Origin of the sequence: Promicromonospora sp. NPDC050249 (assembly GCF_040656015.1) — a bacterium.
GTDB lineage: Bacteria > Actinomycetota > Actinomycetes > Actinomycetales > Cellulomonadaceae > Promicromonospora.
Map to the genome: position 1 here is coordinate 17185 of NZ_JBFAKY010000035.1, position 21904 is coordinate 39088.

At 74.0% G+C, this 21904-nt stretch carries 18 protein-coding genes; 9 read left to right on the forward strand and 9 right to left on the reverse strand.

The genetic code is table 11. The features are described from left to right. The first annotated feature begins 30 nt into the window (after nt 1-30). Nucleotides 31-1644, forward strand: coding sequence for a Re/Si-specific NAD(P)(+) transhydrogenase subunit alpha (locus AB0I32_RS22490; RefSeq protein WP_357510165.1), 1614 nt, complete (start codon nt 31-33; stop codon nt 1642-1644). Continuing rightward, nucleotides 1641-3050, forward strand: a complete 1410-nt coding sequence (pntB, locus tag AB0I32_RS22495; protein WP_357510098.1) for a Re/Si-specific NAD(P)(+) transhydrogenase subunit beta — start codon at nt 1641-1643, stop codon at nt 3048-3050. Before AB0I32_RS22490 ends, pntB begins: the two co-directional genes overlap by 4 nt. Before the next feature lie 40 nt (nt 3051-3090). On the opposite strand, the gene AB0I32_RS22500 is transcribed toward pntB, so the two are convergent. After that, nucleotides 3091-4902: a cholesterol oxidase substrate-binding domain-containing protein gene (locus tag AB0I32_RS22500; protein WP_357510100.1), complete on the reverse strand. Its 1812-nt coding sequence runs from the start codon at nt 4900-4902 to the stop codon at nt 3091-3093. Between the two features lie 176 nt (nt 4903-5078). Between AB0I32_RS22500 and AB0I32_RS22505 the strand changes: the two genes are divergently transcribed. Then, nucleotides 5079-5507, forward strand: a complete 429-nt coding sequence (locus tag AB0I32_RS22505; protein ID WP_357510102.1) for a hypothetical protein — start codon at nt 5079-5081, stop codon at nt 5505-5507. Between the two features lie 39 nt (nt 5508-5546). On the opposite strand, the gene AB0I32_RS22510 is transcribed toward AB0I32_RS22505, so the two are convergent. Beyond that, the gene (locus AB0I32_RS22510) at nt 5547-7010 is read right to left on the reverse strand and encodes a hypothetical protein (protein WP_357510104.1); all 1464 of its coding nucleotides are present in this window, start codon (nt 7008-7010) and stop codon (nt 5547-5549) included. 38 nt (nt 7011-7048) lie between these two features. Between AB0I32_RS22510 and AB0I32_RS22515 the strand changes: the two genes are divergently transcribed. After that, nucleotides 7049-8368 (forward strand): glycosyltransferase, encoded by a 1320-nt coding sequence (locus AB0I32_RS22515; RefSeq protein WP_357510106.1) that lies wholly within the window; start codon nt 7049-7051, stop codon nt 8366-8368. A gap of 32 nt (nt 8369-8400) precedes the next feature. On the opposite strand, the gene AB0I32_RS22520 is transcribed toward AB0I32_RS22515, so the two are convergent. Next, on the reverse strand, nt 8401-9876 hold the full coding sequence (locus AB0I32_RS22520) for a hypothetical protein (protein ID WP_357510108.1): 1476 nt from the start codon (nt 9874-9876) through the stop codon (nt 8401-8403). A 180-nt stretch (nt 9877-10056) separates the two neighbouring features. Here AB0I32_RS22520 and AB0I32_RS22525 point away from each other — a divergent pair, with 180 nt between their 5' ends. The 5 genes from AB0I32_RS22525 (at nt 10057) to AB0I32_RS22545 (ending at nt 16576) form a co-directional block, all read left to right on the forward strand. Further along, nucleotides 10057-11523, forward strand: coding sequence for a condensation domain-containing protein (locus AB0I32_RS22525; protein WP_357510110.1), 1467 nt, complete (start codon nt 10057-10059; stop codon nt 11521-11523). Further along, complete coding sequence (locus tag AB0I32_RS22530; protein WP_357510112.1) at nt 11520-13070, forward strand: hypothetical protein; 1551 nt, start codon at nt 11520-11522, stop codon at nt 13068-13070. The genes AB0I32_RS22525 and AB0I32_RS22530 overlap by 4 nt, the downstream gene beginning before the upstream one ends. Further along, the gene (locus tag AB0I32_RS22535; RefSeq protein WP_357510114.1) at nt 13051-14517 is read left to right on the forward strand and encodes a hypothetical protein; all 1467 of its coding nucleotides are present in this window, start codon (nt 13051-13053) and stop codon (nt 14515-14517) included. The genes AB0I32_RS22530 and AB0I32_RS22535 overlap by 20 nt, the downstream gene beginning before the upstream one ends. Before the next feature lie 131 nt (nt 14518-14648). After that, nucleotides 14649-15233 (forward strand): helix-turn-helix domain-containing protein, encoded by a 585-nt coding sequence (locus tag AB0I32_RS22540; protein ID WP_357510116.1) that lies wholly within the window; start codon nt 14649-14651, stop codon nt 15231-15233. 62 nt (nt 15234-15295) lie between these two features. Further along, nucleotides 15296-16576, forward strand: a complete 1281-nt coding sequence (locus AB0I32_RS22545) for an MFS transporter (RefSeq protein ID WP_357510118.1) — start codon at nt 15296-15298, stop codon at nt 16574-16576. Nucleotides 16577-16597: 21 nt separating this feature from the next. Here AB0I32_RS22545 and mqo read toward each other — a convergent pair whose 3' ends face one another. The 6 genes from mqo to AB0I32_RS22575 all read right to left on the reverse strand — a co-directional run bounded on the left by mqo (nt 16598) and on the right by AB0I32_RS22575 (nt 21858). After that, on the reverse strand, nt 16598-18097 hold the full coding sequence (gene mqo, locus AB0I32_RS22550; RefSeq protein WP_357510120.1) for a malate dehydrogenase (quinone): 1500 nt from the start codon (nt 18095-18097) through the stop codon (nt 16598-16600). Nucleotides 18098-18209: 112 nt separating this feature from the next. Beyond that, nucleotides 18210-18902 (reverse strand): maleylpyruvate isomerase family mycothiol-dependent enzyme, encoded by a 693-nt coding sequence (locus tag AB0I32_RS22555; protein WP_357510122.1) that lies wholly within the window; start codon nt 18900-18902, stop codon nt 18210-18212. 51 nt (nt 18903-18953) lie between these two features. Continuing rightward, nucleotides 18954-19607, reverse strand: a complete 654-nt coding sequence (locus AB0I32_RS22560) for a pyridoxal 5'-phosphate synthase (protein ID WP_357510124.1) — start codon at nt 19605-19607, stop codon at nt 18954-18956. Nucleotides 19608-19657: 50 nt separating this feature from the next. Further along, nucleotides 19658-20209, reverse strand: a complete 552-nt coding sequence (locus AB0I32_RS22565; RefSeq protein WP_357510126.1) for a TetR/AcrR family transcriptional regulator — start codon at nt 20207-20209, stop codon at nt 19658-19660. A 93-nt stretch (nt 20210-20302) separates the two neighbouring features. After that, a complete protein-coding gene (locus tag AB0I32_RS22570; protein WP_357510128.1) occupies nt 20303-20521 on the reverse strand; it encodes a hypothetical protein in 219 nt (72 codons plus the stop codon). A 119-nt stretch (nt 20522-20640) separates the two neighbouring features. Next, on the reverse strand, nt 20641-21858 hold the full coding sequence (locus AB0I32_RS22575; protein ID WP_357510130.1) for a GNAT family N-acetyltransferase: 1218 nt from the start codon (nt 21856-21858) through the stop codon (nt 20641-20643). Between the last annotated feature and the right edge of the window lie 46 nt (nt 21859-21904).

Sequence of the window (21904 nt, forward strand, 5' to 3'; positions counted from 1 at the left end):
TAGGTTGCGCACGTGAGCGAGGAGGGTCACATGCGCATCGGTATCCCGGACGACGGCGGGCCGCTCGTGCCCGCCACCCCGGCGACGACCGCCCGGCTGGTCGGTCTCGGTTACGACGTGGCGGTCTCGGCAGGCGCCGGAGCGGGCGCCGGCTTCCCCGACGCGGCGTACGAGGCGGCGGGTGCTGCGGTCGTGTCCGACGCCGAGGCGTGGGCGTCCGACGTCGTGGCGGTCACGCGGGCGCCCGACGCGCTGGCCACACCCGGCCCTGCCGGGCTGCGACCGGGCGCGCGAGGCCCGGACGGGCTCAGGATCGGCGCGGTGCTGATCGCCCAGATCGCTCCCGCCGCCCGCCCCGACCTGGTGCGCGCGCTCGCCAACCGCGGCGTCACGGCCCTCGCCCTGGACGCCGTGCCGCGCATCTCCCGGGCGCAGTCGCTCGACGTGCTCAGCGCGCTGTCGAACGTCGCGGGATACCGGGCGGTGGTGGAGGCGGCCGCCGAGTTCGGCGGCATGTTCTCGGGCCAGGTCACCGCTGCGGGTACCACTCCGCCGGCGAACGTCTTCGTCATCGGGGCGGGCGTGGCCGGGCTCGCTGCCATCGGCGCGGCAGGCAGCCTGGGTGCGCAGGTGCGCGCCTTCGACGTCCGGCCGGAGGTCGCGGAGCAGATCGAGTCCATGGGCGCGACGGTCGTCCAGGCCGACGACGCCGCGCAGCAGGTCAGCACCGACGGTTACGCCTCGTCGCTCACCGCAGGCCAGGAGGCAGCGGCGCAGCGCGCGTACGCCGTCGAGACGGCCGCCGCGGACATCGTCATCACGACGGCGCTCGTGCGCGGCACCGCCCCCACGACCATCACCGCCGAGATGGTCGCGAACATGCGGCCGGGCAGCGTCATCGTCGACCTCGCGGCGCCGGGCGGCGGCAACTGCGAGCTGACGGTCCCGGGCAAGCGGGTGGTCAGCGACAACGGCGTGGTGATCCTCGGCTGGACCGACCTGCCCGACCGCATGCCCCGGCACACCTCCGAGCTGCTCGGCACGGCGGTCGCCAACCTGGTCCAGCTCGGCACGCCGGAGCGCGACGGCCGCCTCGCGCTCGACCCGGAGGACGTCGTCGTGCGCGGCATGACCGTCGCCGCCGGCGGCGAGGTGCTGTGGCCGCCACCACCGGTGGCGGTGTCGGCTCCGCAGTCGGTCGCGGGGGCACCGTTGGTCGAGCCCGTCGAGACCTCGCGAGGGTCTCGATACGCTCGACCACAGGGGAAGCAGGCCCACCCCGCCGTGCGGGCAGTGCTGATCGGCCTCGCCGCGGCGCTCGCCGCGCTCGCCGTGGCGGCGTCACCCGCCGACCAGGCGGCGCACTTCACGGTGCTGGCGCTCGCCGTCGTCGTGGGGTTCTACGTGATCTCGCACGTCAGCCACGCCCTGCACACCCCGCTCATGTCCCAGACCAACGCCATCTCCGGGATCATCCTCGTCGGCGGGATGCTGCAGATCGGCTCGGCGAACGTGATCGTGACGACGCTGGCCGTGCTCGCGTCCGCGGTCGCGAGCATCAACATCTTCGGCGGGTTCCTCGTGACCCATCGCATGCTCGGGATGTTCCGCAGGGGCGACACCACCGAGGGGAGCAGGCGATGACCGTCGAGTCAGTGGTCCAGGCCGGCTACCTCGTGGCGGCCGTGCTGTTCGTGCTGTCCCTGGCCGGCCTGTCGAAGCAGGAGACCGCGCGGCGCGGCGTCCTGCTCGGGATGACCGGCATGGGGCTCGCCCTGGCGGCGACCGTGGCGCTCGCGCTCGACCGGTCCGAACGGCCCGTCGGCGTGACCGCCGGACTGATCCTCCTCGTGCTCCTCGTGGGCGCGGCCGTCGGCACCTGGCGGGCACGGACCGTCGAGATGACGCAGATGCCCGAGCTCATCGCGCTGCTGCACTCCTTCGTCGGTGCCGCTGCGGTGCTCGTCGGCTACGGGTCCTACCTGACCGAGCCCCGCACGACCGGCGCAGGTACCACCGTGCACCACGTCGAGGTGTTCCTCGGCGTGCTGATCGGGGCCGTGACGTTCACCGGCTCCGTGGTGGCGTTCGGGAAACTGTCGGCGCGGCTGCGGTCGTCGCCGCTGATGCTGCCGGGTCGCAACTGGCTCAACCTGGCCGCCGTCGTCGCGTGCGGCGCGCTGCTGTGGTGGTTCCTCGCCGCGGGCAGGTCGGGCCTCGTCCCGCTGCTGCTCATGACCGTGGTGGCGCTGGCACTGGGCTGGCACCTGGTGGCGGCGATCGGCGGGGGCGACATGCCCGTCGTCGTCTCGATGCTGAACTCCTACTCCGGGTGGGCGGCTGCGGCTGCCGGGTTCATGCTGGGCAACGACCTGCTCATCATCACGGGTGCGCTCGTCGGCTCCTCGGGTGCGATCCTCAGCTACCTGATGTGCCGGGCGATGAACCGGTCGTTCGTCAGCGTGATCCTCGGCGGGTTCGGCGCGGAGCCTGGCGCCGTCGTCGAGGACGGCGCCGTCGAACCGGGTTCCTACCGGGAGACGACGGCGCTCGAGGTCGCCGACCGCCTGACCGCCGCCCGCTCGGTGATCGTCGTGCCGGGCTACGGCATGGCGGTGGCGAAGGCCCAGTACCCGGTCGCCGACCTGGTGGCCCGCCTCGCCGCCCGGGGCATCACGGTGCGGTTCGGGATCCACCCGGTGGCCGGCCGGCTGCCCGGCCACATGAACGTGCTGCTGGCCGAGGCGAAGGTGCCCTACGACCAGGTGCTCGGCATGGACGAGATCAACGACGACTTCCCGAAGACCGACGTGGTGCTGGTGATCGGCGCCAACGACACGGTGAACCCGGCCGCGCAGGACGACCCGGCGTCGCCCATCGCGGGCATGCCGGTGCTCGAGGTGTGGCGGGCGCGCGAGGTGGTCGTGTTCAAGCGCTCCATGGCGACGGGGTACGCCGGCGTGCAGAACCCCCTGTTCTTCCGGGAGAACACCGCGATGCTCTTCGGGGACGCGAAGGACCAGGTGGAGCTGATCGTGGCCGCGCTCTGACGACAGGCGGCGCCCGGTCCGGACCGAGGGACGAGGTCGCTCAGCGCACCAGCCGGTCCGTGAACTCGTTGCCGAGCACCCCGTGCGGATCCAGCCGGTCCAGGACGGCGACGGCCTCCGACCACTGCCCGGCGCCGTACGAAGCGGGTATCGCCGACTCGATGACCTCGTCATCGGCCCAGGCGGCGGTCTCCGTGTAGGCCCAGCCCTTCGACCACTCGACGCGCGCGAGCGCGTAGCCGCCGTCGAAGGTGCTCAGCAGGAACTGTTCGAGCTCACGGTAGAACTCGTGGGCTCCGGGAGACGTCGGCTGGGTCAGCACGTCGACCCACACCGCGCAGTCGAACTCCGGGTGGTCGGGATGCGGCCGGACGACGGACAGCAGCGGCGGACGTGCGCCCGGCGCCGCGGAGTCGCCGGGCTGGTCGAGGCCGCTGACCCGGATCTCCACCTGCCCGTTGACCGGGAACCGGCCGTCGGCGGCCCAGGCCGCCAGCCGCTGCTTGTAGTAGGCGGCGAACTCGGAGACCACGCGCTGGACGTCGGCTCGGCTGGTGAGGATCCCGTACCCGTTGGCGGTCTCGCGCAGCGTGGTGGGGCGTAGGTAGAACTGGAGCATGTAGGCGGGACCCCAGAGGTCCGTCGCGAGGGTCGCGGTCAGCCCGGTCGCCGCCACCGTGTACTGCGTGGCGCCGAGCACGGGTGCGAGGTGCCAGGAGCCGCCGACGATGAGCCCGACCAGGCGGGACACCGGCGTCGGGATGACGTCGCTGAACGGATAGTTGTACGGGGCGTACACCCGCCGGGACGTGAGGGGCCGCTCGGGGCTGAGGCTCCACACCTTGAGCCAGGGCTTGTCCGTGAAGGCGAACCAGATCGTCTCCACCCGCCCGGACTCGGCCATGAAGTCGGCGAAGGTGTTCCCCCGCGCGGCGAGCGCACTGCCCGGGGCGGCGAACAGCTCGTCGGCGGTGAGGTCGACGCGGCTCTGGCAGCGCAGCGGGACCTCCTCGCCGGCCTGGAGCACCACCTCGGCGACGAGGCCGCGCCCGAGGTGGGTCGCCAGCGCCTCGCACTCCTCGTCGGTCCCTCGGTGGAAGGTCCGCAGCACATAGGCGTCGTGGTCGGGGTCCCAGACGACGACGGTGAGGGCCAGGACGAGGTTGCTGAGGCTGCCGTAGGTGTGGCCCGGCCGGGAGGGCTCGCCGTCGGCCGGGACGCTGGTGCCGTGGGCGTCGATGGCGAGCGTGCCGCCAAGGGTCAGCTCACCCGGTGCGGGAGTGTTGGTGACCCCCAGCCCGTGGTCGGCCAGGAAGGCCATCAGCGTCTCGATGGTCACCCCAGGCTGCGCCCGGACGGCGCCGGGAGCACCGGCGGGCGGGGCTGCGAGCTCCATGTGCGTCAGGTGCACCGTGGTGTCCAGCAGGAGGATCCGCGCGTCCGGCTCGGTGGCCTGGGTGATGGTCAGGGGTGACCAGGTGTGCGACTTGCCCCGGGCGCGGAGCCGCCAGCCGTTGGCGCGTGCCCAGTTGGCGAGGCGGGCGAGGTCCTGTCCGGTGCGGGGCGCGCAGGCCCACAGCCCGCCGTGGGTGATCTCGCCGGCCCAGTTGATGTAGGGGGAGCGGTAGGGCATGAGCCCGGCCGGAAGCTCGGGCGCGGCGCTGGGGACGCCGGCGGCGGTGGCGGCCGGGATGGTGACGGCGGTGGCCGGGGACGCCAGGGCGGCCGCGAACGGGATGCTCAACGCTCCCGCGGCTGCCGCGCGCAGGACACCCCGGCGGGAGAGCCCGCCGGCTGCCGAGGGTTCGACGGAAGGTGCAGGACCGGGGAGGTGTTCCGACTCATCCGACATGGCGCAAATGTACGATTGTCTGACGCACAGCGCCAGGGCTCGCCACCACGCGCCTTTTGCATTCCTGTGGTCTTCTGTGGGTGAATTGACGGTGACGCGCTGACATCGCGCGGCAACGACTTGGTATAAAGGGCGCGCCAGGAGAGTCCGGTGCAGATCCTCAGTGCGGAGGCCGCGTGTTGAAACGCTCTCTCGTGACCGGAACGGTCGCGATCGTGGGGTTCCTGGTGCTTGTCGCGACCACTGAGCTCTTCTACTTCGGGCCACCCGCTGGGGCCCACAACGCCGGCGAGGTGTTCGCGTCGGTGGTCGGCACGACGCTCACGCTGCTCACCTGGGCGGTCGTGAGCTGGTTCGTCGCGCGGACGGCGCGGGTGCTCCTTCATGCCCGGTACGCGGTGCTCATCGGCCTGGTCGCCCCCGTCGCGGCGATCGTCTCCTTCACGCTGACCGTCGACCTCGACGCCTGGGCTACGGGGTTCGGCGTGCTCGTGTTCGCGGCGGCGTCGGCCGGCGTCCTGGTGACGCTCCGCCGCAGCCCGAACACCGAGTCCACCCCGGTACCGCGAACCAACGGTCACCCCCCGGTCCACATGGCGGCGTGACGTCGTCGGTTCCCCTCCGAGGTGTCCGGACGACCACCGTCACCAGAAGCGGGTGGGCAGGCCGTGGCGGGCGTAGACGCTCTCTATCGCCGCATGGATCTGGGACGGTTCTCCCAGATGTTCGTCGTCCAGGCCCAGGACCACCAGGGTTGCCACGCCGTCGTGCTCTGACCACCAGGAGTCCAGGCCGCCGCGCATCTGGCGCAGGCGACCGCGGGTCAGGCCCTGCGTGACCCCGCGCATGAGCACGCTGGTCGCCGAGGTGCCCAGCGGGGCGGCGAACGTCGCGGGCAGCCGGCCCAGGTTCGAGGCCAGGCACAGCGGCGCGGTGGCGTCGCGCGCGGCGCGCCGCGCGACGGCGTCGGGCACCATCTGCATGAGCGGCTTCAGCGGGCCCAGCGTGTCCACCCGCGTGCCGGAGGTCAGGGCCCGGAACTCGGCGGCGGCGCTCGCGCGGATCCGCGCCATGTCGGTCACCACCCCGGCTCGCTCGGGTGCTGGGGTCACCGTGGTGTCGACGGCGATCGAGACGCCGGACGTCGCGTTGGAGCGCAGGTCGTCCTTGCCGCGCAGGCTGACGGGCACCGAGACACGCACCGGCATGCCCGCGGTCGCGGCACCGGCCGCGAGCAGGATCTCCGTGCAGACGGCGATGAGCAGGCTGTTCGCCGTCCCGCCGGCCGCGTGCGCGGTGCGGTGCCAGGTCGAGGCATCGGTGTCGACGACGACCACCGGCGGGTTGGCGGGCTGCGCGTCGTCGGTGCGCGGTTCGGGGCGCGGCCGGTCCGCCGACTGCTGCGCCAGCACCGGCGGCACCGGGCCCTGCCTGGCGGCCTGCCGCAGACCGTCCACCGCCGCCCGCGCCTGCCCGGTGGCGTCGCGCAGGTCGGCCACGAGACCGGTCCGGATGCGCTCGCCCTCCTTGGGCAGCCTGCGGGCGGACGGCGACCCGGTCGCGCCGGCGACTTCCGCTGGCCGCGCGTCGGGGGCCGCCCGGCCGATCGCGGCCCTGCCTGCGGCGACCGTCGCGGCCGCTACCGCTGCCTGGAACGCGCCGATGTGCATCCCGCCGTCGGCGACCACGTGCGACGTGACGTAGCTGAGCACGCTCCCGCCGCTCGCCGTCGGCGCCGCCGCGAGGGCCCAGGTGGGACCGTGCTCGGGGTCAAGGTTCGCCTGCGCCTGCCGGTCCGCCCAGGTGAGCACGGCGTCGTCGGGCACGGGGGTGGACTCGATCGCCGGGTCCAGCGACACGGTGGAGGCCGACCAGCGTGCGCGGGCGCCGGGGAGACGGCCGGGCCGGACCACCCGCTGCAGCGGTCCGTCCGCCAGGCCGCTGTGCAGGACGCGCACGGCGGCGGCGTCCAGCGGCGCGGGCAGGCGCCAGACCGTCTGGTTCACCACCGCCACCCCGAGCACGCGGCGGGTGCGGAGGAAGAGGTCGTCGTCGTAGGTGAGGCGGTTGCTGGCCGCCGGGTCGGTGGTGGTCGCTTGGCTGGTCACGGGGCCTCCGGTGGGTGGCGGGTGAGTAGAGTGCGCGCGTGCGTCACGTCCTGGCCCTTGTGGGCAGCCGAGGAGATGTCCAGCCGGCCCTCGCGGTAGGCCTGGAGCTGCGCCGTCGCGGGCACGAGGTGGTCACGGGCGTCGCGCCCAACCTCGTGCCGCTCGCCGAACGCCTGGGCCTCGACCCGGTGCCGCTCGGCATCGACTCGGCGGCCCTGCTGGGCTCCGACCTGGTGCGGCGCGACATGCGCTCGCCCCATCCCGTGCGGCGCGTGCGGGCGCTGCGCGCCGTCGCGGCGGCGGGCTGGGACGAGCTGCGCACGGGACTGCTGGCCCTGCTGGACGACGTCGGCCAGGCCGACACGGTGGTGACCGGCCTGCTCGGCCAGGAGGTCGCGGCCGCCGTCGCCGAGCGACGCGGGCTCGGCATGGCCGCCCTGCACTACTGCCCGGTCCGGGCCAACCGGGTCGTGTCGCCCGTGAGCGGGCTGCGCGGGCCGGGCGCCACGCGCGCCGCCTGGGCGCTGGGGGAGCGGGTGCGCTGGGACCTGACCCGGCGCGCCGAGAACGACCAGCGCGGCGAGCTCGGCCTCGGCAGGGCCTGCGTGCACCTGCCCACCAGGCTGCGCGACGCCGGAGTCGTGGAGGTCCAGGCGTACGACCCGGCGCTCGTCCCCGGGCTCGCGGACGAGTGGGGTCCGCGCCGTCCGCTGACCGGCTTCCTCGCGCTGGACGACGACGCCCGCGCCCGTCTCGGGGAGGCCGGCTCCGGTGCCGGCCTCGAGGAGGGCCTCGCGGCCTGGCTGGACGACGGCGACCCGCCCGTCTACGTCGGGTTCGGCTCGATGCCCGTCGCGGACCCGCCCGCGCTGCTCTCCGCCGTCGACGCCGCGTGCGCGGAGTTCGGGGTGCGGGCGCTGGTCAGCGCCGGGTGGAACGACTTCTCGGCCGCCGGCGGCGGCGTCCCCGGTTCCGGCGTGGACGAGAACCGGGTGCGGGTGGTCGGCGCCGTCGACCACGCGGCGGTGCTGCCCCGCTGCCGCGCGGCGGTGCACCACGGCGGTGCGGGCACCACCGGTGCGGTGCTGCGGGCGGGGCTGCCCGCAGTCGTCGGCTGGTACTCGGCCGACCAGCCCATGTGGGGCGACCTGCTGCGGGGCGCAGGGGTCGGGGTCGCACGCCGCGCGAGCACGCTCACACAGCCCGGCGTGCTCACCGGGGCCCTGGCCGAGGTGCTCGACGACGCCACCGCGGCCCGGGCCGTCGCGCTCGGCGCGCAGCTCGTGCCCGCCGACCGGGCGGTCGCCGCGGCCGCCGACGCTGTCTCCGGTGTCCTCTCCGGCACGCTCTCCGGCTGAGGCTGAGGCTGAGGCTGCGGCGCGGCGCACCGTCACCACGGCTCCGCCGGGATCTGCCAGACGTCCGCCTCGGCCAGCACGAGGTCGCGCAGCGTGTCGGCGTCGGCCACGCGGTCGGGGTCGAGGCCGGCGACGCTGAGCACTGTCGCGTGGCCCGCCGTCGTGCAGAAGGCGACCAGCCCGCCGCCGGCGGCCCGCAGCTCGGCCGCGGTGGCACCCTGGTAGTGCGACAGCGTGGCCACCGCACGGACCGCGCCGCCGGGCGCGTGCGTGTAACCCTCGGGTGGCGTACCGAGGTTGGACGCCAGCGCGGCGGCGACGGACGGCTGCGGCAGCTTGCTCACGACGGTGTCGGGCAGCATCTGGACCAGCTCGAGCGGTACCGGCGACACGCCGGGCTCCGCCCGGCCGACGGCGGTGTACGCCTCCTTGGTCGCCGCCCGCACCCAGCCGAGGTCGCGCATGGCGAGCACGTCGGCAGGGATCGTGACCCGGGCGATCTTGGTGGAGTTCGCGCGCGGGTCGTCCTCGCCGCGGGTGGACACCGGGAGCGCGACGGGTACCGGCTCGCCCGGAAACCGGCCCGTGGCATGCACCAGGCGGGCGAGGAACGCGACGAACCATGTGTTGGGCGTCCCGCCGTGCTCGGCGGCGACCTGCGCCACCCGGCCGGCCGGAAGCTCGAGATGCAGCACGGGGGCCCGCCAGCGGTCTCCGGCTTCGCCGGCCGAGACCGATACGCCGGAGGTCTCGACAGGCTCGGCCGACGGGGTGACCGAGGTCTCGACAGGCTCGACCAGCGGCGCACCGGGCTCGGCAGGTGGCGCGGCGGGGGTGGGGGCTGCCTCGATCAGCAGGGTCGCGGGCGGCGTCCGGCGTCCGCGTGCGGACTGCCGCGCCCTCGCCCGCGCCCACCGTGCGACGGCCGCTGCCTGTGCGGCGGCGTCGGCGGCATCCGCGAGCAGCGCTCGGGTCCCGCGCTCGGGCGCCGGGACCACTATCGGGTCCGCATGCGTCGAGGCGCGCACCAGGGCGTCGATCAGCGCTGCGCCGTCCGCGACCGCATGTGCGCAGGTCAGGGACACGATGCCGCCGACAACGGAGCCTCCGTCGTCCATCCCGGCCCCCACCCCAGCGTCCGCCACCACGTCCGCCGCCGCGAGCCGCCAGGACCGGCCGCGGGCCGGGTCGAGGGGAAGGTCGGCCTGCGCCTGTGCCCAGGTTCCGACGGCGCTCTCGGCGACGGCCGCCGTCTGCAGGTCGAGCACGGGCAGCGTGCCAGCGGGCGCCCACCGGTGCCGCGCGCCCGGCACCCGAGCGCGCACCACCCGGCGGTGCAGGGACCCGGCGGCGAGGCCCTCGGCCAGCTCGCGGAGGCGGTCAGCGTCGTACGGGCCGTCGAGGCGCCACAGCACCTGGTTGACGGCGGGACTGGCCTCGCCGTCGTGCCTGCGCAGGAACATGTCGTCGGCAAACTGCAGCCGTAGCGCGGACGCCTGGTTCGGCACGCTCGTCCTCCGTCTCGGGCCGGTCCCACTTCGGGGTAACCGTCGTAGTTCGGGTGAACCATACCCATGAGGCTGACTTTCACCCGCTATATCCGGTATAACTGTCGCCGCAAGGGGTCCGCGGAACTCGTCCGACGTCGTGCTGGCCGTGCCCACATAACGATCTAGGGATCCGCACGCATGGAATACACCGAGCTTTCGGCCTACGACCTGCCGGCCGGGACCGTGACGTCCTGGACGCCGCGCGCCGACGCCGGCCGCTGGCTGCAGGACCCGAGGGAGCTGTCCCCGGGGCACGAGGCACACCTGCGCGACTCCGAGCCGGGTTCGTGGATCGGGTCGGTGCTGCGGGTGCCCGGCCCGTACGAGGCCGAGCCGCTGCGCCGCGCGATCCACGCGTGGATGAGCCGCCACGAGGTGCTCCGGACCACCGTCACGCGCGACGCCGGCCACGGCTGGCGCCGGGTGACCGCCCCCGCGGAGGCCGTCGCGATCCGGGACCTGGTGGTCGGCGACCTGACCGCCGACCAGGTGACCGCGCTGCTGCCGAGCCTGCTCGCCGACGTCTCGCCGACCGCCTGGCCGCACTGCGTCCTGGCGAGCGTCGTCCCGGCGGCCCCGGACCCGGACTCAGGGCCGGAGCGCGCCGACCACTTCGTGCTCGCGTTCGGCGCCGACCACTCGGTGATGGACGCGTACTCCCAGCTCCTGTGGTTCGAGGAGATCGTCTCCCTGTACGACGCCGCCCGCCAGGGTGTGCCCGACGCCGACCTGCGCGCCCTCGAGGTCGGTTCCCACGTGGACTTCTCCGCCGAGGACCGCAAGCTCGCCATGACGCTGGCCGCCGACGGCGAGCCGGTGCGCCGGTGGCTCGACTTCCTCGGCCCCGAGGCGACCTTTCCCCGCTACGGCACGGGGATCACCCGTCCGGCCGTCGACGATGCCGAGGCGGCCCGCCCGCAGGCGTCCCGGTCGTACTGGCTCGCCACCGCCGACCAGACCGACGACCTCAGCGCCCGCAGCCGCGCCCGCGGCGCCTCCGCCCAGTCCGGCGTGCTCGCCGCGTTCGCGCAGGCCGCGCGGCGGGTGCACGGACCCGACCGGCTGCGGTTCGTCCTGCCGATGCACACCCGCTACGCGCCGCAGCACGCGGCCGCCGTCGGCTGGTACGTGGGCCTGTGCCCCGTGGACCTCGACCTCGCGGGGGTGGACCCGGTGCTGCGGACGGTCGACGTGGGCCAGGGCGAGCAGACCCCCGTCGTCGACGGCGACGCGCTGACCGCGACCATCGAGCGCGTGTACGCGGCGGTCTCCGCGGGCAAACCCCTGGTGCGGTACTCGTTCGCGCGCATCGCCGAGCTCGGCGGCATCACCGACGGCCTGCACTTCGCCGTGTCGTACGTCGACACCCGGTTCGTGCCGGGCGCCGAACGCTGGAGCACCTGGGAGGCGAGGACCCTGCGCAGCCCCGCGTACGGCACCGACGAGCTCTACCTGTGGTTCCTGCGCACCCACGACGGGCTCAACGTCTCGACCCGGTACCCGGACACTCCCGAGGCGCACGCCGCGATGGACGCGCTGGTCGCGGAGCTTCGTGACTGTTTCAGGGCCTTCGGCACGGTGAGCATGCGGGAGGCGGTCGCATGATCCTCGGCGCGATGGGCACGTGGACCACGCGGCCCGGACAGGTGTGGCACGTTCGGCCGACGGCCGAGGCGCGCGCCGCTGCGGCATCGGCCCCGGTGCACCCCGGGCCGCCGTCGTTCCTGCAGGGCGACCACCTGCGCGCCTACGCGGCGCGCCGGGCGTCCGGCGGCCGGCACCGCGCCTGGACCGGCACGGCCTCCCACCTCGACGGCGCGTTCGACGGCGCGGCGCTGGCCCGCGCGCTGACCCGGCTGGTCCGGCGGCACGAGGGCCTGCGCACCTGGTTCGACGTCGATGCGTCTGCCGCCGGCGGTACGCCCGTGCGGCACCTGGTGCCGGCGGACACCGTCGCCTTCGAGCCGGTCGCGGTGCCCGTGTTCTCGCCGCGGCCGGGCGGCTCGTGGGACGGCTGGGTGACCACGCACCTCACCGAGACGTTCGACGCCGCCTGCCGCCCCGACTCCTGGGCGCCGTTCGCCCTCGGTGCCGTGGTCGCCGAGGACGGGTTCGGCCTGTTCTGGGGGTGCGACCACGCGTTCACCGACGGGGCGTCGCAGCTCATGGTGCTCAGCGAGCTCGAGGAGCTGTACGCGGAAGAGCTGGACCCGTCCCGCTCGTCGACCGATCCCGGTGGGCCGAGCCTGTCGGGCCCCGACCCCGACACCGCAGGCTCCTTCCTCGCCCATGCCGAGGCCGAGCACGCCCTCGCCGCCGCTACTCCCGCCGATGCCCCCGAGATCCGGGCCTGGGCCGACGCCGTGACCGCGCACGACGGCCGCCTGCCCGGCTTCGCGCTGGACCTCGGCCTGCCGCCCGGCGAGACCGCCCCGGTGCGGATCCGCTCCGCGACCCTGCTCGACGCCGACGGCGTCGCCCGCCTGGACGAGCTCGTCGCCGCCCACGGCGCCCGCTTCACGGGTGCGGTGTTCGCGGGCATCGCGCTCACCGACGCCCGGCTCACCGGCGCCGCCGACTGGTTCGGCGTCACGGTGGTCGGGACCCGCGGGCCCGGGTTCGAGACCACGCAGGGCTGGCTGTGCAACTTCGCCCCGGTCACGTTCCCCGTGGCCGACGGCGGCGTCCCGGCGTCCTTCACCGCCGTCCTGCCCGCTGCCGACGCGGCGTTCCGGCAGGCCAGGAAGGTGGCGAAAGTCCCGGTGCACGCCGCGCTCGGCGTCATGCTGGCCGACGGCGTGCTCGACCCCGCCTCCCTCGGCAGCCCCCAGCTGATCAGCTACCTGGACCTGCGCCGGTTCCCGGGCGCCGGGCGACCGGCCTACGACAACGGCCTGCACTTCACGGGGGAGGGCCGGACCGCGAACGCGTCCCTGTGGGTGAACCGGGACCACGAGCGGCTGTATCTCGTCACGCAGAGTCCGGACGCTCCTGCGGCGCAGGCCGCCGTCGACCGGTACATCGCCGAGCTGACCGCCACGTTCGAGGCGGCGGTCGATGGGGGCGCGCCGGTCGGCGTGCCGGTGGAGGCCGACGACGAGGTAGCCCGGGACGAGCGCCTGGAGGCGACCGGTGCGGGTCGTATCGGCTGACCTCTGGGAGCCGGCACCCGGCCGGGTGCTCACCTGGGACGTCACGCCAGGCGCCGGCCCGGCGCCCGAACCCGCGCCGATCACCTTCAACCAGCGCAACCATCTGCTCGGGACGGCGCACGGTGAGCCGAGCGTATGGATCACCGCCGCGTTCGACGTCGCAGGCCCCGTCGACCTCGTCGCGCTGGAGGAAGCCTTCCGGGACCTCGTCGCCCGGCACCCCGGACTCCAGGTGGGGGCGGTCCGCCGGCCCCTCGAGCACGCAGGCGCCGTCGGCCTGGTGCGGCACGATCCCGGCACCCTCGTCTGGCAGCGCGCCGACGGACCGGTCACCCGTACCGTCGCGGCGACCCGGGAGTACCTGGTCGCAGAGCTCGGCCGACGCTGCGCGCCGTTCGGCTACCCGGCCTTCCTGCCCGCGGCGATCAGCCGCCCCGACCGGTCCACCATCGTGCTCGGTATGGATCACCTGCACACCGACGCCTGGTCCACCACCGTCGTCATCGACGAGCTGGCGGCTGCTTACGCTGAGCATATCCGGCACACGGCGGCGCCGGTCCTCGCTCTGGCTGGAGCGGTGGCGGCGAGCGGCGCCGGAACCCTGGCCGCGGCCCGCCCGACGGTCGTCGTCCGCCCGACGGTGGAAGCGGCGACGGCCCTTCCAGCGGTCGGCCCGGCGTACGTCGGTGTCGACGACCCGCGGCTCGCGGCCTGGCACGGATTCCTCCGCGCACGCGGCTGGGCGCTGCCCACCTTCCCGCTCCCGCTCGGCGTGCCCGACGGAGAGCGGGCACCGCAGCGCACGGTGGTCCGCTCCCTGGCCGACTCCGCGACGGCAGACGCCGTCGCAGGCCGCGCCGCAGGGGCTGGTGCGTCGACGTCGGCCGCCGTGCTGGCCACCTTCGCCCTGGCCGTTCACGACCTCGGCGGTCCCACCGTGCTGGAGACGCTCCTGCCGGTGCACACCCGCGCCGACGAACCGGCCCATCGGGCCGTCGGCTGGCACACGACCACGGTGCCGCTGCGTATCGAGGTGGACGTCCCCGCGCCGGCCGGAGCGGGGGCCGGCGCCGTCACCGGCATCGTCACCGACACGGCGATCGCCGCCACCGGCAAGGCGCTGCGGGCCGCGCGGGAGCTGTCCGCGGTGCCGCTCGACCAGCTGGTCGAGACGCTGCCGCACCCTCTACGGTTCCCGCGGCGAGACATCTTCCAGGTGTCCTACCTGGACTACCGCCGGCTGCCCGGCCACGCGGCGGCCAACGGGCGGCGGGCGCACCACGTCTCGGCGGCGACCCGGGCCGACGACCTGCAGGTCTGGGTGTCCCGCACCGACGACGGCCTGGCAGTCCGCGCCCGCATGCCGCGCACCGACGTCGCGGTGGAGACCATCGACGCCCTGCTCGACCGCTGGGCGGAGCGCCTCACGGAGCTGGCGAGCGGCTGAGCCGAGGCCGCGCGGGGGATCGACTCCAACACAGTGCACGCTGTCGTCGGCGTGTCGCGGGCATCGTGTAGGGGTCGACCGGGACGAGACCAGGGGCGACGTCGCCGTTGGCGCCGTCCTACCCTGCCTACATGGCTTCCGACGACGTCCGTACGCTCACCGAGGCCAGGGCCGTCACCGCCCTGGCCAACCCCGCGCGTTCCCGCCTGCTCGACTCGCTGACGGCGCAGGGGCCCGCCACGGCGTCGGTCCTGGCCGAGCGCACCGGGCTGGCGGTCGGGAGCATCAGCCATCACATGCGGGTGCTGGCTACCGCCCGGCTCGTCGAAGAGGCGCCGGAGCTGGCGCGCGACGGGCGCGAGCGCTGGTGGCGCCGCGCGGCGCGGTCGATCACCTGGGGCCGGTCGACGCTGCCGCAGGACGCCGAGAGCCAGCGCCAGGCGGTGGCCGCAGAGGAGTTCATGCTGGCGCGCCAGGTCGAGCGGGCCCGTGCCTGGCTGGAGCGCTCCGAGCCGAACGAGGAGTGGGGCCGGGCCGAGCTCGCCACCGACTCATGGCTGCGGCTCACCCCGGATGAGCTGACCGAGCTCGGCGACGAGATCAATGCGCTGGTGGGGCGCTGGAAGGAACGGAGCAAGGCGGGCGAGTCCCAGGACGGCGCGGACGGGCGTGAGCACGTCTTCCTGTTCGCGAGGGCGTTCCCCTCCCAGCCCTGACCGGCAGTCCCAACAAGACAAGAGTACTTGTACAAGAAGTCTTGTACGTCTAGCCTGTTGGTATGACGACGTCGACAGCGCCTCCCCGCGGCACCGCCCCGGACGCCCGGCCCCTGGGGCGCAACCGGGCCTTCGGCCTGCTCTGGCTGGGCGAGGGTGTGAGCCTCGTCGGCAATGCGACGACCTCGGCGCTGCTGCCGCTGCTCGCCGTGACCCAGCTCGACGCCGGGCCCGCCTGGATGGGCCTCATCGCGGCCGCGACGTGGTTGCCGTGGCTGGTGATCGGCCTGCCGGCGGGTGCCTGGGTGGACCGGCTCCCGGCTCGGCGGGTGATGATCGTCGCGAACCTCGTGTCCGCCGCCGCGTTCGGGAGCCTGCCGCTGGCGTTCGCGCTCGACGTCCTTACGCTGACCCACATCGTGGTGGTGGGTCTCGTGGGCGGGGCCTGCACGGTGTTCTTCCGGACCGCGTACCAGGTGTTCCTGCCCGAGGTGGTGCCAGCAGAGCAGCTCGAGTCCGCGAGCTCGCGGCTGTTCGGCACGGAGTCCGCGGCGCAGGTGGCCGGGCCCGGTCTGGGCGGCCTCCTCGCCCAGTGGCTCACGGCTGCCGCCGGGATCGCGCTCGACGCCGTGACCTTCCTCTGGTCAGCCGTGTGCCTGTGGCGCATCCGGCTGCCCCGGCCGGCGAAGGCGCTCGACGGCCCGGCCGAACCGCTGCTCGTACGCATCCGCGAGGGTGTGGACCTGGTCCGCCGCGACCGCTACATCCCGTGGCTCGTGGGCATCGGCGGGCTGTCCAACTTCGGGCTCACGGGGTACGGGGCGCTCCTGGTCCTGTTCCTCGTGCGCGACCTGCGCCTGACCGAGGCAGGGGTCGGCGCTGTCCTCGCGGTGGCGGGCGGAGGCGGGGTGGTGGGCGCCGTCGTCGCCCCGTACGTGAGCCGGAGCCTCGGGAGCGGGCGGGCCTCTACGGCCCTGCTGGTGCTCTGCGGCCCCGCCGCGCTGCTCGTCGGCGCGGGCCTGCCGGGGCCGGGCGCGGTGATCAGTGCGGCCGGCGGCTTCCTGACCGGCCTGTTCGTCGTGGCGGGCAACGTGATCCGGAACGCGTGGCGCCTCCGGTACGTGCCGGCCGGCCTGCGCGGCCGGGTGATGACGGTGATGCAGGTGGTGAACTTCGGCACCATGCCGGCGGCCGGCGTCGTCGCGGGCTGGCTCGGCGGGGAGATCGGCGTCCGCGAGACGGTCCTGGTGATGGCGGCCGTGCACTGCCTCGCCTGCTGGGGTGTGCTGCTCTCGCCGCTGGCGCGGATGCGGGAGCTGCCGACGGGACAGCTGGGCGTCTAGCCGTCCCGTCGGCGACCGTGGTCAGGCTCCCGCGGTGACCCGCCGGTCGATGCCGCCGGTGAGCTCAGCGGCGTCGTAGTCCGCGCCGCCTTCGAGGCTCGGCATCATCGAGGTGAGCTGCGGCTTCCACCCGGCGTACCGCTCGGGGAAGCAGCGCTCGAGCAGCCCGGTCATCGCGGCGACGGCGGTCGATGCACCAGGGGACGCGCCGAGCAGGCCGGCGATGGTGCCGTCCTTGGCCGCGACGACCTCGGTGCCGAACTCCAGCACGCCACCCTTGCCCTTGACCCACTTCATCACCTGGACGCGCTGGCCCGCGGTGATCTGCTCCCAGTCGCCGGGCTGCGCGGTCGGCATGAAGCGCTGCAGCTCGTGGAACTTGGTCTCCGGCGCGGCGACCACCTGGCCGACCAGGTATGCGGTGAGGTCCATGTTCTTCGCGGCCACGCCGAGCATCGTGCCGATGTTGTGCAGGCGCAGCGACGTGATCAGGCCGAGGTACTTGCCCTTCTTCAGGTAGTTCGGGCTGAACCCCGCGTACGGGCCGAACATCAGGTAGCTCTTGCCGTCCACGATGCGCGTGTCCAGGTGCGGCACGGACATCGGCGGGGCGCCGACGTCGGCCTTGCCGTACACCTTGGCCTGGTGCTGGGACACGATGGCCGGGTTGTCCGTACGCAGGAACTCGCCGGAGATCGGGAAGCCGCCGTAACCGCGCGCCTCCTTGATGCCGGAAGCCTGCAGCAGCGGCAGCGCGCCACCGCCCGCGCCGACGAAGACGAACTTCGCCCGGACGGTACGACGACGGGTGCCCGCGTTCCAGGAACGGTCGTGCAGGTTCAGGCGCCAGCGCCCGTCCCGCAGCTTCTTCAGGCCCCGGACCTCGTGGTTCACGTGCAGCTCTGTGTTGTGCGCCGTCGCGAACTCGACGAGCTTCTTGGTCAGCGACCCGAAGTCGACGTCGGTCCCCGCCGCGGAGCGCGTGGCCGCGATCGGCTCGTCGGCGTCGCGGTCCTGGGTCATCAGCGGCGTCCACTGCCCGATGACCTCGGGGTCCGAGCTGAACTCCATGTCGCTGAACAGCGGGTGCGCGCTGAGCGCCTCGTAGCGACGGCGCAGGAAGTCCACGTTCTCGGCGCCGCGCACGAACGTCATGTGGGGCGTGACGTTGATGAAGTCGGTGCCCTCCATCAGGCCGGCGGTCAGGAGGTGGTTCCAGAACTCGCGGGAGGTGTGGAACTGCTCGTTGATCTTCACCGCCTTGGAGATGTCGACGGAGCCGTCCTTGCGCTCCGGCGTGTAGTTCAGCTCGCAGAGTGCGGCGTGGCCGGTGCCCGCGTTGTTCCACGGGTTCGACGACTCGAGCGCTACCTCGTCCAGGCGCTCGTAGATTCCGATACGCCAGGTCGGCTCGAGGATCGTGAGCAGCGCGCCGAGGGTGGCGCTCATGATCCCCCCGCCGATCAGCGCGACGTCGACCTCTTCGGAGGGACGCGGGGCTGTCTGGAGATAAGAAGTCACGTAAGGAACGATAGCGGGCTTGTGAAAAGTTGAACGAGCGCTGTGGCGTGAATCACGTGCCGTCTGCCGTGACCTCCCTCACGCCCACAGCGCCCGTCGCCTCACCTCCCGCTCAGCGGGCAGGGACGGCGGACGGCCACGGCCCTAGCTCGGGCAGCGCACCCGGCAGCGGGGACGCAGGCACGCGCCCGGCGAGCCACGCCGTGACGTCCCGCGGGTCGCCCGCGATGTCGTCGACGGAGACGCCGTCGGGCAGCCGCACCGCCAGGAACTCGCGCAGGTGGGCGCACAGGGCGTCGTCCCACGTCTCGTACCCGACCTCCTGGGACGTGCCGGCCAGGGCGTCCACCGAGTGGATCCGCACCTCGCGCCACCAGGCGAGCAGGCAGCCCGAGAGCGGTCCGCCGCGGTATCCGCTGGGGGCGGCCCAGAGCGGCGACCCGGGCTCGGGCCAGGCGCTCGCCAGGTCGTTGCGCAGGGCGCCGAGGACCGCCAGGTGCTCGGACACCGTGCGGCCCGAGCCCGCCTCGATCCCGGCGTTGCGGGCCTCCTGGCTCGCGTAGACGGGGACCACCTCGCCGCGTTCGGCGGCCTGCGCCTGACCGCGCAGCGCATTGCCGAGCGCCGCGATGTGGGACAGCACGTGCCCGCGCGTCCACCCCTCCAGGGTCGACGGCGCGGCGAGGTCAGCGTCCGTCAGGTGCCCGACGGCGGAGATCAGCGTGCCGAGGCCCGCGTCGGAGTCGGCGAGGGCGTGCGAGACGGTGCTGGTGCTGCTCACTGTGCTGTTCTCGGTGCTGCTCATGGTGGGGCTCCTTCGTCGGGGCGGCGTCAGGGGGTGCGTGCGGAGGGACGGTCAGGGCCAGAGCAGGCCGCGGGTCCAGCCGTCGGCCTCGGCCCGGTACAGCAGGCGGGTGTGCGGACCGTCGTCGGGCGCCTGCCAGAACTCGACCTCCGTCGGGGCGAGGACGTACGCGGTCCAGTCCGGGGCGGCCAGCCCGGTGTCGGCGGTGACCGCGGCGAGGGCCTCCTCGAAGGCCCGTACGTACTCGTCCTGGGAGGCCAGCGGCTCGCTCTGGCGGTTGACGAGCCCGGCGGCGCGCGAGGCGTCGGGACGCGCGAGGAAGTCGGCGCGGCTCGCCTCCTCGCCCGCCGACGCCGCGCTCCCCGTCACCTTGACCTGGCGGCCCAGCTCGGGCCAGAAGAACGTCAGCGCCGCATGCGGGTTCGCCGCAAGGTCGCGGCCCTTGGGACCCGACGACTGCGAGGCGAACCACCAGCCGTCCGCCGTCACGTCCTTGAGCGCCACGGTCCGGGCGTGCACCCGCCCCGACGGCTCGGCCGTCGAGAGCGTCATGGCGTGCGCGGCGAGCAGGTCCGCCGCTATCGCCTCGTCCATCCAGGCGACGAACAGCTCGTGCGGCGTGGGCGGAGCGGCGTCCGGGTCGAAGGCCGGGAGCCCCGGCCGGGCGAAGGTGGGCAGGGCACGCAGGCGCTCGCGGAAGGTCACGGGTTCTCCTTGTTCGTCGGCTGGTGGTCAGCTGGTCGTCGGCTGGTGGGTCAGCTGGTGCTCAGCAGGCCGACGAAACCGCGCACCGCCGCGGTCAGCGCTTCCGGGTCCTGCGTGGCGCGGGCCAGGACGTAGCCGCCCTGGATGATCGCGAGGGCGGCGTGCGCCCGGTCGCGGGCGACGTCGTCGGGCAGCCCGGTCTCGCGGAAGATCGTGGTGAGGGTGCCGAGCAGGCGCACGAAGTAGGCGGCGAGCACGTCGCGGAGGCCGTCGTCGTCCAGCACTGCCTGCTCGGCGGTGAGGCGGCCGATCCTGCAGCCCGCCAGGGCGTCCCGCGGCCGCTCGAGGTAGGCGACGAGCCGCTGGATCGCGGGGGAGTCGCTGCCCAGCGTCGTCATCGCCCGGGCGAGGAGCTGGTCGACGGTCGCGCCGACGGCCGCTACGGCAAGGTCGTGCTTGGTGGGGAAGTGGTGGTAGAGGCTGCCCTGTCCGACGCCGGAGGCCGCCAGTACCGCGCGAGGGCTCGTCGGCCCGACCCCCTGGGCGGCGAAGAGATCCTGCGCGGCGTCGATGAGGCGGTCACGTGCGTTCGGCGTGCTCATCGTCGCACCATACCTACCTCCAGGTATGTTGCGCAACCAATGGCGGAGCGAACGCCCAGGTCACGTGGATGAGCCGGGCGTCTGACGGGGCGGTCAGAACAGGCTGATGACGCCCAGCACGCCGACCGCCAGGGCGAGCGCGAGCGAGACCGCGATCAGGACGCCGTGCACGGTGCGGAACTTCGTCGCCCGCCCGTCGGCGTCGCGCGACCGGGGGTCGGCGGCGATGCGCTGCCAGAACCGCGGCCAGATGAGCAGGTTCCAGGCGGCGGTGGCAAGAAGTACGACGGACCAGCCAACGGAGATCTCCACGGCCCCAGTATGACGGCGATCGACCATGCACCTGCTGCCAAGAATGCCCCGGCCCTGGCAGCAAGTGCATGGTGAACAGCCGTCCAGCTCGCCCGGCTCCGATGGGGCCGGGATCCGGGTCAGAAGTAGTCGCGGACGTGCAGCTGGCGCTGGGGGAGCAGGGCGGTCAGCGTCGTGTCGTGGTCCGGGGCGCCGGTGAGGTGGCCCGCCAGCCGCAGGTTCGCCGCGGACTGCGCGCCCGCGTACAGCAGCGCCAGCCCGTTCGGGCTGAGCACGGGCCGCTCGTGGTGCGCGTCCCCGACCGCGAGGGTGTTGCGCTCGAGGTGCGTGATGCCGTCGGACACCGTGAGCGTCCACGCGCCGTCGAGATCCGGCGCGCCGCGGACCGCGAACGGGACGCGGGCGCCCTCCAGCGGCGAGCGGACGCCGCCCAGCGCCCCGGCCACGTCCAGGATCCGCAGCATGTAGGGGTGGGCCGAGTGCACCGTCGAGGTCAGGTCGGGCAGCACCAGCCAGGCGGGGTCGAGGCCCGACGTCGAGACCCGCGCCGTGCCGACCACCGTCGAGAAGCTGCCGAGCGTGCGCCACAGCGCGCGGGCGGCGTCGGGCGTCAGGGCGATGAGGTCGTCGACCTCCATGAGGGCGGTGGCGGGCGTGTAGCCCTCACCGCGGATCCAGCTCGCGAAGCCGATCACCTCGCCCGCCGCGCCCTGACTCGTGTCGATCGCCAGGGTGACGCCCGTGTAGTCGGCGAAGAACTTCTCCGGCGGGGTCCAGAACGGCTTCTCCGCCCGCGACACGGGCCCGTTCTGGGCGGCCGCCCACCGGTGGTGGACGGCGACGATCGCGTCGAAGTCGGCGACGCCCGCGCGGCGGGTGACGACGCCTTCGGGCGCCGGCACGCGGTTCAGGTTCAGGAGGGGGACGTCGACGTCGTCGAACGAGCCGACCACCTCGTAGCCCAGTCTGCGGTAGATGCCCGGCGCCGTCGGGTAGAGCGTGGAGATCACCTCGCCGTGCTCCCGTGCCTGCTCCAGTGCGGCGTCGAAGAGGCGGCCGAGATGGCCGGATCCGCGTCGCTCGGGCTCGACGGCGACCCCGGCGATACCCGCCGTCGGCACCCGTGCGCCGTGGAACCACGACGTGAACCCGTACACGCGCAGGCGTGCGGCCAGGCCGTCGTCGTCGAACGCACCCCACTCGCGGAAGCCTGCGGCCTCCCACTCCTCGCGCGTCGGGACCGGGCGGCCTTCGCCCGGCGTGCCGAACGCCTCCCCGCCGAGGCGCGTGTAGTCCGGCTGGTCGGCGTACTCGACGGGTCGCACGGTGAGGCTCATGGAGGCGACCTTAGGCACTGGGCCCTCGCGCATCCATCCGAATTCC